The sequence below is a fragment of the Bacillus sp. NPDC060175 genome, from assembly GCF_042728695.1.
Lineage (GTDB): Bacteria > Bacillota > Bacilli > Bacillales > Bacillaceae_G > Bacillus_A.
The window spans coordinates 43,011-59,127 of record NZ_JBHWYR010000028.1; the positions used below are offsets into that span (position 1 = coordinate 43,011).

Below are 16,117 nucleotides of genomic sequence, written 5' to 3' on the forward strand. Positions count from 1 at the left end.
TATGGATGCTCTCGCTGGCAAAATAGTATTGATTACACGTGCCCAGCATCAAGCGAAACAAATGAGTGTAGCAGTGAAAGAAAGGAGCGGAATTCCATTGGAAATTCCGCTTTTGCGTATGGAAGGCACATCTCATAGGCAAATTCAACGTATAACAAGGCAACTACATTCGTATGACTGGGTTATTTTTACGAGTAAAAATGGTGTAGCTTTTTTTCTAGATGGTTTGAAAAAGAAAATACCATTAACTATTAAAATTGCTGCGGTAGGCGTGAAAACAAAATTAGAGTTAGAAAAAAGGGGCTATCAAGTTCATTTTGTTCCGACCTCATTTGTTGCAGAAGCATTTTCCGAAGAGTTTCTAAAAGAATTAAGTGGAAACGAGCGTATTTTATTTCCGAAGGGGAATTTAGCAAGAGATGTAATCCCGGTTAAACTTAGGGAGGTTGGTGTTTTTCTAGATGAGCTAATCGTATATGGTACGAAGGTGAATGTAGAGAAAAAACAAGAACTTATAGCAGCATTGAAATTAGGGGAAGTAAATATTATTACATTTACGAGCCCATCAACTGTGGATAGTTTTGTTCATTTACTTGAGGGTACAAACTGGAGAGAATGGACAAAAAAATGTACAATTGCTTGTATAGGGCCTATTACGGAAAAAGAGGCGCTCCTTTATTTTCCACATGTTATTGTGCCGAAAGAGTACACTGTAGAAGCATTACTACAATGCATTTGTGAATCTATAAAGTGAAACTTTAATCAGTGGGGGTTTTGTTCATCCCCCACTGATTATTAGCCTTCACCAATCGGGCGTTTACGGGCAGTTGATCTCCCACCTAACTTCTTTGCTCCAGCCGAATTTTGAGGTGGGGGTCTTACTGCCCGCAAATAGCGGGATAAAATAAAAGAATGGGGATAGAAATCTATGAATTCTTTACAATTTAATCGTCATCGTCGTCTAAGACAAAGCGGGGGCATGCGTGCACTTGTGCGTGAAACATTTTTACATACAGAAGATTTTATTTACCCTATTTTTGTATTAGAAGGAGAAAATACTCGTAATGAAGTTCCTTCTATGCCAGGCGTATATCAAATGTCGTTAGACTTATTGCAAGCTGAAATGCAAGAGGTCGTTGATTTAGGTATTCGTTCTGTTATTGTATTTGGTTTACCTGCTGAAAAGGACGAAGTTGGATCATCGGCATATTGTGAGCATGGAATTGTACAGCGTGCAATTAAGCAAATTAAAGATGAGTTCCCAGAGCTAGTAGTAGTTGCAGATACATGTTTATGTCAATTCACAAGCCATGGTCATTGCGGTGTTATTGAAGATGGCGTTATTTTAAATGATGAGTCTCTTGCAGCTCTTGCAAAAACAGCTGTAAGTCAAGCGAAAGCAGGGGCGGACATTATTGCACCATCTAACATGATGGATGGATTCGTAACATCAATTCGCCATGCATTAGATGAAAATGGTTTCGCGCACGTACCAGTTATGTCGTATGCTGTGAAATATTCATCAGCATTTTACGGACCGTTCCGTGATGCAGCACATGGTGCACCGCAGTTTGGTGATCGTAAAACATATCAAATGGACCCAGCAAACCGTATGGAGGCATTCCGTGAAGCAGAATCAGATGTAATGGAAGGGGCCGACTTCTTAATTGTAAAGCCAGCTCTTTCTTATTTAGATATCGTTCGTGATGTGAAAAATAACTTTAACTTACCAGTCGTTGCTTATAACGTAAGTGGTGAATATTCGATGATTAAAGCAGCAGCGCAAAATGGTTGGATTAATGAAAAAGAAGTTGTACTTGAGAAATTAATTAGCATGAAACGTGCAGGAGCAGACTTGATTATTACGTATCATGCAAAAGATGCAGCAAGATGGTTACAAGAAGGAGGCGCTAAATAATGAAAAAGTTCGATAAGTCGATTGCGGCGTTTGAAGAGGCACAAAATTTAATGCCTGGAGGCGTAAATAGCCCTGTTCGTGCCTTTAAGTCTGTTGGTATGAATCCGCTGTTTATGGAGCGCGGAAAAGGCTCTAAAGTATATGATATCGATGGGAATGAATACATCGATTACGTATTATCGTGGGGACCTTTAATTCATGGTCATGCGAACGACCGTGTTGTTGAGGCTTTAAAAGCTGTTGCTGAAAAAGGAACAAGCTTTGGTGCCCCAACAGAAATTGAAAATAAATTAGCGCAGCTTGTTATTGAGCGCGTGCCATCAATTGAGATTGTACGTATGGTTAACTCTGGAACAGAAGCGACAATGAGTGCACTACGTTTAGCTCGAGGTTATACAGGGCGTAACAAAATTTTGAAATTCATTGGTTGTTACCATGGTCATGGCGATTCTTTATTAATTAAAGCAGGTTCTGGTGTGGCGACGCTAGGTTTACCAGATAGCCCTGGTGTACCAGAAGGTGTAGCGAAAAATACGATTACAGTAGCGTATAACGATTTAGAAAGTGTAAAATATGCTTTCGAACAATTCGGTGATGACATCGCTTGTATAATTGTAGAACCAGTGGCAGGGAATATGGGTGTTGTTCCCCCGCAACCAGGATTTTTAGAAGGACTTCGTGAAGTGACAGAGCAAAACGGTGCACTACTTATTTTTGATGAAGTAATGACTGGATTCCGTGTTGCTTATAATTGTGGGCAAGGTTACTACGGCGTAACTCCTGATTTAACTTGTTTAGGTAAAGTAATCGGTGGTGGCTTGCCGGTAGGAGCATACGGTGGTAAGGCAGAGATTATGCGTCAAGTTGCACCAAGCGGACCGATTTACCAAGCCGGAACATTATCGGGTAATCCACTTGCAATGACAGCAGGCTATGAAACGCTAGTGCAGTTAACACCAGAATCATATGTGGAATTTGAGCGTAAAGCAGAAATGTTAGAGGCTGGACTACGTAAGGTAGCTGAAAAGCATAATATCCCGCATCACATTAATCGTGCAGGTTCTATGATTGGCATTTTCTTTACAGATGAGCAGGTTATTAATTATGATACAGCAAAATCTTCAAACTTAGAATTCTTTGCAGCTTACTATCGTGAAATGGTAGAACAAGGTGTATTTTTACCACCTTCTCAATTTGAAGGTTTATTCTTATCAACAGCACATAGTGATGCAGATATTGAGGCGACAATTGCGGCGGCTGAAATTGCAATGTCAAAATTAAAAGCATAATTTCTTAGAGAAAATCGCTTTCCATTAGGGGAGCGATTTTTTTTATTCATAAAGTAGCCTTAGGGAACATAAATCTGTAATGACCTATAGTTTGGGAGGGGGAAAAGAAGTGGCAACAGATCATTCATTACGATTTTCGTTAAAAGAATCTGTTTGGTTCCAAAAGGGACAGGAAGTCGAAGAACTTTTGTCAATTTCGTTAGATCCAGACGTTGAGATAGAGGAGCTCGATCATGAAGTTATCGTGAGAGGGCAATTAGATTTAACGGGAGAGTACGTTGCAAGGCAAGATGATTCAGCTTATTCATTAAGAGAGCTATCACCAGCAAAGGCAATTGATTATGTAGAAACAAGGGCAGACGGGGTTAATGAGCTTGTCCATTCCTTTCCGCTCGAAATATCAATTCCAAGAAATCGAGTGAAAGTAATTGAAGAATTATATGTATCAATCGAGGAATTTGATTATGAATTAAAGGAAAATGGTTGCTTACAACTATTAGCGGATATATCTATTACAGGTTTATGTGACGAAGAAAGAACCGAGGATGAAGAGGAAGAGATGGCGTATGCCGAGTTGGAAGCTGATTCAGCTGAAGAAGGTGAAAGTAGACCTGCGCCGCACGAAGAGGTACCAGCCTATAAAGAATCAGATGGATGGGAAGATTATGCATTTGAACCGTTTCAGCTAGAAGAAAGAAAAGAGCAAGAAATAGAAGAAGAGGAAATAGAAGAAGAGGAAATAGAAGAACATGAATTTGCGGGGCGTGAAGAGGAGAAAGAAACGACGCCACAATTTGAATTGTTCGGGCGAAAAAATTTCAAGAAAGAAAAAGCGAAAAAGCAGGAAGAGCCAGAGGAAGAAACATATTCACAGCGAGATGAAAATGCACTTTATTTAACGAAATTATTTACGAAAGAACCAGAAGAAGAATTTACGAAGTTAAGAATGTACTTCGTACAAGAAGGAGATACAATTGAAGCTGTTGCAGAACGTTATGAAACGACTGTACAAAACTTACATCGTGTAAATCAATCAGAAGATATATATTTAACTACAGGGCAAATTATATATATTCCTGTTTCAAAAGCAAAGGTGAAATAAGTGAGTGAGTTTTTTCACTCACCTCTTTTCTTTTCCTAGAAGCTATGTTTTGAATAAGAAAGGGTTATTCGTATGGATATTGAATTACGAAATCGCTATGAACCCATTGTGAGGCAATATAGATTGGACACTCAGCATATGGAAGAGCACGGAAGTGTAATGAAAATTTATACGAATCAAGGTCCGTATGCGTTAAAGAAAATACAAGATAGAAAATTAGAGCGGAATAATTTTTTGCACCATATTCAATATTTGAAGGAGAAAGGTTTTTCGAATTATGTACCTATCTATCATGCGACGGACGGGAATTATGTTTTAAGTGATGGGACGTATAGTTATTATTTAATGCCTTGGTTAGAACGTGCGGAAGGAAACGGAGAAGATAATGATCAATACCATAAGATGTTTCAAACGCTCGGGACGTTGCATCAAAAAACAGTGAAAGAGGAGACTTATACAGAAGAAGATTTAAAAAAACATTATACAAATATATCCGATCGTTGGGAAAATGATGGTGAGATGTTAGAAGAGTTTCTTGTAGAATCTGAAGCGAAGTGGTATATGTCGCCATTTGAATTACAATATTGTACGTATTATCACCATGCTATGAGAGCACGTGAGTTCGCAACGAAACAATTAAGTGAATGGCACGATGCAATGAAAGAAAAGGAAACGACACGTACTACTTTCGTTCATGGAAATGTATCGCTTAATCACTTTTTATTTGATTATGAACGAAACGGTTATTTTATTAGTTTAGAAAAGTCTCAGTTTGCTACACCGGTACAGGATATTGTCAGCTTTTATTCAAGGTCTTTGAACACATATCCAATTGCGCGGAGTGATCGCTTTGAATGGTATCAAATGTATCAAAAAAATTTTCCATTTACGAAAGAAGAGCAGCTTCTTATGTTTGCGTATATGACGTACCCGTCTCATTTTATTCGGCAAATTCAGTCGTATACGAAAAGAAGAAAGAGTCGTAATGAAGAAAATGAGCTCCGCGGGGTGAAAACTCTGCAGCAATCGCATTGGCTCATTAGTAATACAGAATATTTCCTTTCGCAATTACAAGCTGCCCAGCAAGGGAACGGATAAAGTGAAATTTTAATCAGTGGGGGTTTTGTTCATTCCCACTGATTATTAGCCTTCATCAATCGGGATAAAGAAGGTAAGTAGGGAGAAACCTGCTTATCTTCTTTTTATTAGTTCCATAAAGAGATAAAGGTCGCAGTTTCAAATTTATCTTGACGAATAAGGTTTCGTTTTTTACACTATTGTATATAATAATTAACAATCATATAAATGCCTTGAAGGGGAAGAGTATAACATGAAACGTCTTCAGAGAGGAGAATCATTAGCTGGGAGATTCTCTAGATAGTTATGTTAGAAGGTAGCCCTGGAGCATCTTTTCTGAACGGAATAGTTCTCATTAGGAAAAGACGGATTTGTCCGTTATCAAATTAAGAGTATAAGCAAATTCTGAATTTGTTTGTAAATAAAGGTGGTACCGCGATGTCCCTCGTCCTTTTTTGGATGAGGGACATTTTTTATTTTAAGGAGGGAAAATAATGTCAAACACGGAAAAGAATTTACCAACTAAATATGATCATATGTCCGTTGAAGAAGGCCTTTATAAGTGGTGGCTTGAAGGCAAATATTTCGAAGCAACAGGAGACGAGAAGAAACAACCGTATACAATTGTAATTCCACCTCCGAACGTAACTGGTAAGTTACATTTAGGTCATGCTTGGGATACAACTCTTCAAGATATTTTAACTCGTACGAAGCGTATGCAAGGATACGATGTATTATGGCTTCCAGGAATGGACCATGCTGGTATCGCAACGCAAGCGAAAGTAGAAGGGAAACTTCGTGAAGAAGGTATTTCACGTTACGATCTTGGCCGTGAGAAATTCCTTGAAAAAGCTTGGGAGTGGAAAGAAGAGTACGCTTCTCACATTCGTCAACAATGGGGAAAAGTTGGTTTAGGACTAGACTATTCTCGTGAACGTTTCACATTAGACGAAGGTTTATCTGATGCAGTTAATAAAGTATTCGTTCAATTATATGAAAAAGGCTTAATTTACCGTGGTGAGTATATCATCAACTGGGACCCAGCAACACGCACAGCTCTTTCTGATATTGAAGTAATTCATAAAGAAGTTCAAGGTGCATTCTACCATATGAACTATCCGTTAACAGACGGTTCTGGTCACATTCGTCTTGCAACTACTCGTCCAGAAACAATGCTTGGTGATACAGCAGTAGCAGTTCATCCAGAAGATGATCGTTACAAACATTTAATCGGAAAAACAGTAACACTTCCAATTGTAGGCCGTGAGATTCCGATTATTGCTGATGAATACGTAGAAAAAGACTTCGGAACAGGCGTTGTAAAAATTACACCAGCTCATGACCCGAATGACTTTGAAGTAGGTAACCGTCATGACTTACCACGTATTTTAGTAATGAACGAAGATGGAACGATGAACGAAAAAGCTGGTAAGTACAACGGTATGGATCGTTTCGAATGCCGTAAAGAGTTAGTGAAAGACTTACAAGAAGCTGGCGTATTAGTAGAAATCGAGCCTCATATGCACTCAGTAGGTCATAGTGAGCGTAGCGGTGCAGTTGTTGAGCCTTACTTATCAACACAATGGTTCGTAAAAATGGCTCCACTTGCAGAAAAAGCGGTAAAACTTCAACAAAAAGAAGAAGAAAAAGTAACGTTCGTACCAGAGCGTTTTGAAAACACATACTTACGCTGGATGGAAAACATTCATGACTGGTGTATTTCTCGTCAATTATGGTGGGGTCACCGCATTCCAGCTTGGTATCATAAAGAAACTGGTGAAGTATACGTAGGTACAGAAGCGCCAGCGGATATTGAAAACTGGAATCAAGATAACGACGTACTTGATACATGGTTTAGTTCAGCACTATGGCCATTCTCAACACTCGGCTGGCCGAATGAAGATGCAGCAGACTTTAAAAAGTTCTATTCAACAGATGCTTTAGTAACTGGTTATGACATTATCTTCTTCTGGGTATCTCGTATGATTTTCCAAGGTTTAGAGTTTACAGGAGAGCGTCCATTTAAAGATGTATTAATTCACGGTTTAGTTCGTGATGAGCAAGGACGTAAAATGAGTAAATCTCTTGGTAACGGTATTGATCCGATGGATGTTATCGAGAAGTATGGTGCAGATGCAATGCGTTACTTCTTATCAACAGGAAGTGCACCAGGTCAAGATTTACGTTTCAGCATGGAAAAAGTAGAATCTACTTGGAACTTCATTAATAAAATTTGGAATGCATCACGTTTCGTATTAATGAACATGGATGACATGAAGTATGAAGAAATCGATTTAACTGGTGAAAAATCAGTTGCAGATAAGTGGATTTTAACTCGCTTAAACGAAACAATCGAAAGTGTAACACGTAACATGGATAAATATGAGTTCGGTGAAGCTGGTCGTTCATTATACAACTTCATTTGGGATGATTTCTGTGACTGGTACATTGAGATGGCGAAACTGCCACTATACGGTGAAGATGAAGAAGCTAAGAAAACAACTCGTTCTATTTTAGCTTACGTATTAGACCAAACGATGCGTCTATTACACCCATTCATGCCATTTGTAACAGAGAAAATTTGGCAGCATTTACCGCATGAAGGCGAGTCTATTACAGTAGCGGCATGGCCAACAGTTCGTGAAGATTTACAAGATAAAGAAGCGGCAGCAGAAATGCACCTTCTAGTTGATATCATTCGCTCTGTTCGTAACATCCGTGCGGAAGTAAATACACCAATGAGCAAAAAAGTTCAAATGCAAATTAAAGCAAAAGACGAGGCAGTACTAGCTCAGCTTACGAAAAACAGTTCTTACATTGAGCGTTTCTGTAACCCAAGTGAACTAACAATTAAGATTGATTTACAAGCGCCAGAAAAAGCGATGACTGCAATCGTATCAGGTGCAGAGTTATTCTTACCATTAGCTGATCTTATCAATCTTGATGAAGAGAAAGCACGTCTTGAAAAAGAACTTGAGAAGTTCGATAAAGAAGTAGAGCGTGTACAGAAGAAACTTTCAAACCAAGGATTCGTAGCGAAAGCTCCTGCAGAAGTTATTGACGGAGAGCGTGCGAAAGAGCAAGATTATCTAGAAAAACGCGAAGCGGTTCGTCAACGTCTAGCTGATCTTGAAAAATAAAAATGTTTTTCAGAGACTCACTATATTGGTGAGTCTCTTTTCTTTGCGTATAATAGAATTAAGAAGTTTGTCTTTTGAAAGGGGAATAGCAAACGTGATACATACATACGAAGAAGCGATAAGCTGGATTCATAGCCGATTGAAATTTGGGATAAAACCAGGACTAGAAAGAATGCAATGGATGTTGGAAGAACTCGGAAATCCAGAGCGTCATATAAAATGTGTGCATCTTGCCGGCACAAATGGAAAAGGTTCAACTTTAACATATATGCGCTACATGTTAGAAGGTGCGAAATATAAAGTAGGAACGTTTACATCGCCTTACATAGAAACATTCAATGAACGTATTAGTGTAAACGGAATACCGATTGCAGATGAAGAGATTGCGGAACTTGTAAATATGGTAAAGCCAGTCGTTGAAAAATTAGATGAGACGGACTTAGGAGAAGCGACTGAGTTTGAAATCATTACAGTAATGGCAATTTGTTATTTCGGTAAAGTTAATTTCTGTGATGTTGTTTTATTTGAAACGGGGCTTGGGGGAAGATTTGATTCTACAAATGTTATTCATCCGGTTCTCACGATGATTACGAATATCGGCCACGATCATATGCATATTTTAGGAAATACACTAGGAGAAATTGCATATGAAAAGGCAGGGATTATTAAGTCTGGTGTTCCAGTTATTACTGGTGTGAAAAATGAAGAAGCATTACAAGTAATTCAAAAGCTTGCTAAGGAAAATCATGCAAGCTTATATGAATTTGGAAAACAGTTTACAACATTACATAAACATTCTAATGAAGATGGGGAACATTTTGATTTTGCTTGTCCATTCGCCTCGTTTGAAAATGTTCGGATTTCAATGAAAGGTATTCATCAAGTAGGCAATGCAGCGCTAGCGCTTATGGCAGTCATGTATTTAAAAACATATATATCATTTTTAATTAATGAAGAGGAAATGAAAGCTGGCTTACAAGAAGCCTACTGGATTGGTCGATTTGAAAAGTTACAAAGTAATCCAGATATTATAATAGATGGTGCCCATAATCCAGAAGGTATTGAAAGTCTTGTAAAAACAGTAGAGGCACATTATAAAAAGAAGAATGTAATAGTTTTATTTACTGCTCTTGGTGACAAACAGTTACATAACATGGTAGGGCAATTAGAAAAAGTTGCTGATGAAATAATATTTACGACGTTTGCCTTTGATCGTGCCATTTCTGCTGACAAGCTTGCATCGTATTCACAACAAGAATCAAAATTAGTTTTTGAAGATTGGAAAGAGGCAATTGATACAAAAGTTGATATGATTGGAGAAAATGATGTCTTTATCATAACAGGTTCTCTTTATTTCATTTCTGAAGTTCGAAAATATATTCGCGAGAAAAACTAGATAGTCTTTGCTATCTAGTTTTTTGTTCTACAAATGAAGTCAAATGCATACATATAAGATAATAATATAGGGTTATTTGACGAATTCCTCTGACAAATATCTCGTTTTTTTGTGGAATGAATATGATATGATGCGGACAACGACAAGAGGTGAGGTGTGAGTGTATGGACAAGCAATCACGAACAATCTCGGTGAAAGTAAATGGAACAGAAGCGAAGTATGAGGAAAAAAAGAAGGATGAGTTTGACTGGATGGTAGCAGAAAGTGAGAGACCGAAAAATGTCGTTCCGTTTCAAAAAGCGAAATCAGTATCTATGGAAAAATATCGAAAGAAGTGGAGTAATACATTAATTGCAATCGTTGCAACTGCAATTGTTATTGGTACGGCGTTTGGAATGGGAATGCTTCATTTAACAGGACAAGGGACGACAGGGGGAAGCGAAGTAACAGCTTCGAAGCAGACGGGGAATGAAGAATCAAAGGTGGGTGGAACGGCAGAACAAACACCGGCACCAAAAGAGGAAAAACAAAAAGCACAGGTAGGAACGTCATTAGACCCGATGAAATTATTTTTTGTTCAAGGAGGGATTTATTCTTCCGAAGAAAAGGGACAGGCCGCTCTTGAAGAGTGGAAAGGCAATGGAGGCGTGGCTGCTTTGAAACCGAGTGGTGATAAGTATGCGTTAGTTGTTGGTATTACGAGCGATGAACAGGCTGTTAATCAATTAATAGATCAGTATAAGCAAGATGGTGTTTCAGTTTTGAAAAAAAATTGGGATATTACAGATAAAGCATTGCTCAAAAATGATAAAGAAGTAGGAATGTTTTTAGCGAAAGTGCAGCCATTATATACTCATTTAACAAAATATGTGTCCAGCGTACAAACTAGTGGAAAAATTAATCCAAAAGATGTAGAGGCGATTGAAAAAGAGTGGAAAGTTATTGAAAAGGAAGGGAAGAGTATGAAGCGTGAAGATGCGAAGAAGCTTTATACGTATACGTCAATAGCGGTGCAAACGATTAAGGAAGGGAAGAACGATAAGGAATCTGTAGCTAAATTAAATCAAGTTATTATTGATGGATTACTTTCGTACGAAAAAATGGTTTCACAAAAAGTAAAATAATAAGATAATAAGATGAAGGGGAAAGAAGTACATATACTTCTTTCTTTTCTTTTGAATTTAGAGCAAAGTGCTTTCTGTATGGGCAGAATATAATCGTATTTAAAAAGAACTATTATTTTGTTTAGAGAAAATGATATTTCTAGAATTTGTGGGGAAACTATTCCTTTGATACGATTGATTTGAATTATTCTGCTTCATGCGAGAAGGGAAGGAGAAAATATGAGGAAAATTATTTTAGCTTCAGGATCACCTAGGAGGAAGGAACTGCTTGAATTAGCTGATGTGCCATTTGAAATCGTTGTTAGTGAAGTAGAAGAGACGATTGGTGCATATTTATCACCTTCTGATATTGTTATGTCGCTTGCGTTGCAAAAAGCATCTGCTGTGGCAGAAAATCATAGTGATCACGTTGTATTAGGTGCAGATACAATTGTTACATATGATTCACGTATTCTTGGAAAGCCGTCTAATGAGGCTGAGGCGAAAGAAATGTTACGATTATTATCGGGGAAAACACACGAAGTATACACAGGTGTTGCAATTATATTGAAAGAAAAAACGGTAACTTTTTATGAACGTACAGAAGTAACATTTTGGGAATTAACAGAAGAGGAAATAGACGTATACGTTGCATCGAAGGAACCACTTGATAAAGCAGGAAGCTATGGAATTCAAGGTAAAGGGTCTATTTTTGTTCAACATATTCAAGGGGACTACTACAGTGTAGTTGGCTTGCCAATTGCGCGTCTTGTCCGTGAATTAAAACAGTTTGATAGCGATGTAACCCATGCGTAAAATTGCATGGGGTTTTCTTTAGGAGAAATCGTAAAAAAAGGGGTGGAGAGATGAACGGTATTCGTGATGTTGTGAGAGAAGAACAGCCACGGGAGCGTTTATTGTTAGAAGGAGCAGGAAGTTTATCGAATCGAGAACTTCTTGCAGTTTTACTCAGAACGGGTTCTAAAGAAGAAACGGTGTTAACGTTATCAGATAATATTCTACATCATTTTGACGGCTTACGAATGTTAAAGGATGCAACGTTAGAAGAGATGATGAGCATTCATGGTGTTGGGATTGCAAAGGCGTCGCAGCTTATGGCTGCTTTTGAATTAGGTAGAAGAATGGTACGTTTAGAATATCAAAATAGATATAGTATTCGAAGTCCAGAAGATTGTGCGAGTTATATGATGGAAGAGATGCGTTTTTTGCAACAGGAGCATTTTGTTTGTTTATATTTGAATACGAAAAATCAAGTTATACATAGGCAAACTATTTTTATTGGAAGTTTAAATACGTCGATTGTGCACCCAAGGGAAGTTTTTAAAGAAGCGTTCCGTCGGGCAGCAGCCTCTATTATATGTCTTCATATATATATTGTTTTAAAATGGGCGGATTCATTATTTGTTGTGAATTTAATGTTTGGTAGAATTTCGCCCAATCTATATGGGCGAAATTCTATTGATAAAATAGCTTCTTAATCTAAAGGATTTTTGTTTTTAATTGCTTATGTATCTATTTTTTGCTTGGCATGTACTAGTTCGCTGGACAAACAAGATCGCGTAAGGTTTTTGGGGATAAGAAACCTTGAATTTCTTGGGCAAAGAGATGCAATTTATTAGATGTAAAAATAGAAATATAAAACGCTATCCTTTCCTATGATTCTACAGAAAGAATAGCGTGTTTTTTAATTTTAGAGGGTATATTGTTGTGTTGACTTGATAACGGTGGGAGTCCACTCCTTTTAGGTAATAGATTAATTTCAGAAGAAAATTAAAAAACGCATCAAATATGCAATATTACATATTTGTAGAATTCATTATCCAAAAAACATAATATATGTTTTAATTAACCAAGGGAGTGATTAGTATTTTTGGTAAACTAAGGAATCATAGTTATTTTTTTAAAATTTAAAAGGGGTGTTTTTTTATGAATACTGAAAAAGGAAATGAAAATTTTGAATTTAACGAGTTATTTGGTGATATTGAGTTAATTGAAATTGACGAAAGTATTACACTTTCTGAAACTGCTGCATCTAGTGGTATTTCATCTTGCAATAGTTGTTCTTGCTGTGCATCTACTTCATGTTGTGATGGTTGTTGTATTCATTTAGGCGGATGATTTAATAAATCACTCCCCCTTAATTTGATTGTGAGGCGATTTTATGGATATTATTATTAATAATTTAGATAAAAAGTATGGAAATATGTATGCGCTTAAGGACTTAAACTTAAAAATAAAAGAAAATTCTACTGTTGGTATTATTGGGCACAATGGTTCTGGAAAGACAACATTATTAGAAATATTATCAGGCTTAAAAAAACCTACATCAGGAAATGTTAATTTTTTGAATGGAAAGGATTTTAAAGAAGATTTAGGTGTTGTTTTGCAAGAGAATTCTTTTTATGAGGATGTAAAAGTTATAGAATTAATTAAATTATTTTCAACATTCTATAAAAGTACGATGGATGTAAATGAGATCATTTCTGTAACTGGGATAGAAGGATATATTAATGAGTATTATAAGAATTTATCAGGTGGAATGAAGCAACGAGTTAATATTGCATTGGCAATATTAAACAAACCGAGATTACTATTATTAGATGAACCTACTACTGGATTAGATCCTATAGCAAGAGAAGATTTGTGGAGCATTGTAAGAAAGCAATCTAACAACACAACAATTTTACTTTCTTCTCATTACATGGAAGAGGTTGAGAAATATTGTTCTCATATTTTGTTTCTTATTAAGGGAAATGTTCATTATTTTGGAGAGGTAAAAGAATTAATAAATAAAGAACAAAAAAGTCTATCAGATATATATATATCTTGGAATCATGAAGGAGCAAAAAATCAATGAGTTCATTTGCTAAACAATTTTTAATTGAATTAAAAATATATTTAAGGCAGCCGTTATATATACTGTTTAGTTTAATAATGCCAGTTGCAAGTTTTGTGTTTTTTGGGAAATTGTATTCGTCAAATGATTATGGTGGAGTGGACTTTTTTTCTTTATATATACCTGGATTTTGTATGTTAATTTTATTTGCTACATCTGTTTTTAATGTTGGAAATCAAATTATATCCGATAAAGAGAAGGGGATATATAGAAGAATAGCTGTAACCCCAATTAAAATTTCTCGATTTATTGGGGTTATTTTACTGAAAGCGGGTTTATTAGCTATCATTGGCTTCCTCCTTATTATTTTAGTTGCTATCTATATGTTTAATATCGAATTCGGTATTGAGAAAATCTCATTCTTATTAGCATACATTATTTTTATTGGTTATTCATTATTGTTAGGTATTGGGATAGCTCTACTTATAGATAGAATTAAGACGTATACAGTTTTAATGATGACTTTATTTTTTCCCATGTTCTTCTTATCAGATGCGACATTACCATTAACAGCTTTACCAAAGTGGGCTCAGAATATTGCTGAGTTTAATCCTTTATATCATGCAAATAAAATATTACGTCCTTTTTGGGATAGTAAATTTAATGATTTATATAGTAATAGTGAGTTATTTAAGTCTTATTTAATTTTAGGAGTAATATTATTGGCAATCTATATAGGATTATTGGTTAAGGAGAAGATGAAAAATGACTAATAAATTTCATCCTGTAGTTGTTCGGAGAGAAAAGTTTTTGGCGCGTAATGATTTTTTTTTAAATAAAGAATTAACAAGCACGTTTCGATATATGAAAAATATTAAAAAAGAATTAGATCAATTGCTTATGTCAATTGATTTAAAGAAAGGAGGGAAAAAAAAGCTATTAACAGAGATAGAGGGTGAAGATAAAAGTAAAGAATTAGAAGACTATGGAAAATTACATCATCACTATCAAGAGTGTTTAATGAATTTAAAAGAAGTCTTGGTACATGCAGAGAAGGAAGACCGCATAAGGTACAAAGAACTTTTGAAGGAAAATAAAGATTTTAGATCGATGATTAGACTAGTTAATAAACCTTTAAATAATAGAATCGAAAAATATTTAAATAATGAGTACGACGATAGTTATAGAAAGCTACGAAAAATAGAATATCCACTTTCAAATATTATAACTCGAGCTATTAAGAAGACTTCTCCATATCTATTATTTAATGAAGTAAGTTTTAGTTCAAATAATATTAATGACTTTGAATATAAAGTTGATAAGGAGTTAATTACTCCAAATTTTGTATTTTTCCATAGATTATACGAAAAAATCATCTTGAATCATTGGAATATAAAAAATACAGTGTTTAGAGTTAATAGAAGAACAAAAATTGAAGGAGAGTATTTGTTCTTTTTTTATAATTCTACAGATAATTATAAAATTTATAAAGCAAAAGATGGGCTAGGAAAATTAAAAGTAAACAAGTTTATTGAATTTTTATTATCAAGAGATATTGTAACTACTTTAGATTTGCAAAAAACATTTAAGCTTACAGATATAGAAGCACATAAGGTATTTACTAGGTTATATGATATTGGTTTACTTGAAATCATAGAATATTTAGATGAGAAAAAGGATATATTTAAGCAAATATTATCAAAGATACAAAAATTAGATGCGATAGAATATAACAGATTCAATTTCATTACTATCAAGAAAATGCAAGAACAATTCAAACATATAAATAAAGATTTGAATGAGGAAATAATTAATAGTATTGAAAAAAAATACAATGAATTAGTAGAATATAACAATATGGATGATATGCCTAATAATATTATGGTGTATGGTGATAATATCAAAAGTCAATCAAAATGCGGAGAGGTTTTATCAAGTTCTATTACCGAACTGTTAAGTGTTTATAAAATATTTGATGTGAACGAATTAATAAAAAATGAATTCATAAATAATATTGAGAAATATATGGTCGATAATAAAATCCCTTTTAATCATCCTAATATTTTGAATGAATTAACTAGTGCAAATTTGAAATATGCCGAATTTTGGACAAATCCATGGTTTACTCCTAAAAATATGTGTATAAAAAATAAAGAAATATTAAATATTAGGGACAATTTCAAAAAAGAATTTATGATGTTGAACCAACATAAAGACTCCATAGATATTGAAGAA

At 35.5% G+C, this 16,117-nt stretch carries 14 protein-coding genes and 1 other annotated feature; all 14 genes read left to right on the forward strand.

Annotated features, from left to right (window positions below; genetic code table 11):
• The first annotated feature begins 1 nt into the window (after window position 1).
• Entirely contained in the window at window positions 2-754 is a 753-nt protein-coding gene (gene hemD / locus ACFWDE_RS15560) for a uroporphyrinogen-III synthase (RefSeq protein WP_377893243.1), read from the forward strand.
• Window positions 755-928: 174 nt separating this feature from the next.
• Window positions 929-1,918 carry a porphobilinogen synthase gene (gene hemB / locus ACFWDE_RS15565; protein WP_377893245.1) on the forward strand — a complete coding sequence of 330 codons (990 nt, stop codon included), beginning with the start codon at window positions 929-931 and terminating at the stop codon, window positions 1,916-1,918.
• Entirely contained in the window at window positions 1,918-3,207 is a 1,290-nt protein-coding gene (hemL, locus tag ACFWDE_RS15570) for a glutamate-1-semialdehyde 2,1-aminomutase (protein ID WP_377893247.1), read from the forward strand. Before hemB ends, hemL begins: the two co-directional genes overlap by 1 nt.
• Before the next feature lie 79 nt (window positions 3,208-3,286).
• On the forward strand, window positions 3,287-4,309 hold the full coding sequence (spoVID, locus tag ACFWDE_RS15575; protein ID WP_377893248.1) for a stage VI sporulation protein D: 1,023 nt from the start codon (window positions 3,287-3,289) through the stop codon (window positions 4,307-4,309).
• Between the two features lie 72 nt (window positions 4,310-4,381).
• Window positions 4,382-5,407 carry a spore coat protein YsxE gene (gene ysxE / locus ACFWDE_RS15580; protein WP_377893249.1) on the forward strand — a complete coding sequence of 342 codons (1,026 nt, stop codon included), beginning with the start codon at window positions 4,382-4,384 and terminating at the stop codon, window positions 5,405-5,407.
• A gap of 203 nt (window positions 5,408-5,610) precedes the next feature.
• Window positions 5,611-5,842: a binding site (T-box leader), on the forward strand.
• A gap of 38 nt (window positions 5,843-5,880) precedes the next feature.
• Window positions 5,881-8,526, forward strand: coding sequence for a valine--tRNA ligase (locus tag ACFWDE_RS15585; RefSeq protein ID WP_377893250.1), 2,646 nt, complete (start codon window positions 5,881-5,883; stop codon window positions 8,524-8,526).
• Between the two features lie 94 nt (window positions 8,527-8,620).
• Window positions 8,621-9,922: a bifunctional folylpolyglutamate synthase/dihydrofolate synthase gene (locus tag ACFWDE_RS15590; RefSeq protein ID WP_377893251.1), complete on the forward strand. Its 1,302-nt coding sequence runs from the start codon at window positions 8,621-8,623 to the stop codon at window positions 9,920-9,922.
• Window positions 9,923-10,086: 164 nt separating this feature from the next.
• The gene (locus ACFWDE_RS15595) at window positions 10,087-11,046 is read left to right on the forward strand and encodes a stage II sporulation protein B (RefSeq protein WP_377893252.1); all 960 of its coding nucleotides are present in this window, start codon (window positions 10,087-10,089) and stop codon (window positions 11,044-11,046) included.
• A 219-nt stretch (window positions 11,047-11,265) separates the two neighbouring features.
• The gene (locus ACFWDE_RS15600) at window positions 11,266-11,841 is read left to right on the forward strand and encodes a Maf family protein (RefSeq protein ID WP_002112047.1); all 576 of its coding nucleotides are present in this window, start codon (window positions 11,266-11,268) and stop codon (window positions 11,839-11,841) included.
• Between the two features lie 50 nt (window positions 11,842-11,891).
• A complete protein-coding gene (gene radC / locus ACFWDE_RS15605; protein WP_377893254.1) occupies window positions 11,892-12,524 on the forward strand; it encodes a RadC family protein in 633 nt (210 codons plus the stop codon).
• A 448-nt stretch (window positions 12,525-12,972) separates the two neighbouring features.
• Complete coding sequence (locus ACFWDE_RS15610) at window positions 12,973-13,164, forward strand: thiazolylpeptide-type bacteriocin (protein ID WP_377893256.1); 192 nt, start codon at window positions 12,973-12,975, stop codon at window positions 13,162-13,164.
• A 43-nt stretch (window positions 13,165-13,207) separates the two neighbouring features.
• Window positions 13,208-13,903, forward strand: a complete 696-nt coding sequence (locus ACFWDE_RS15615; RefSeq protein ID WP_377893258.1) for an ABC transporter ATP-binding protein — start codon at window positions 13,208-13,210, stop codon at window positions 13,901-13,903.
• Complete coding sequence (locus ACFWDE_RS15620) at window positions 13,900-14,655, forward strand: ABC transporter permease (protein ID WP_341305760.1); 756 nt, start codon at window positions 13,900-13,902, stop codon at window positions 14,653-14,655. The genes ACFWDE_RS15615 and ACFWDE_RS15620 overlap by 4 nt, the downstream gene beginning before the upstream one ends.
• Window positions 14,648-16,117, forward strand: a 1,470-nt coding sequence (locus tag ACFWDE_RS15625) for a hypothetical protein (RefSeq protein ID WP_377893259.1), incomplete at its 3' end; no start/stop codon positions are given. The genes ACFWDE_RS15620 and ACFWDE_RS15625, both read left to right, overlap by 8 nt.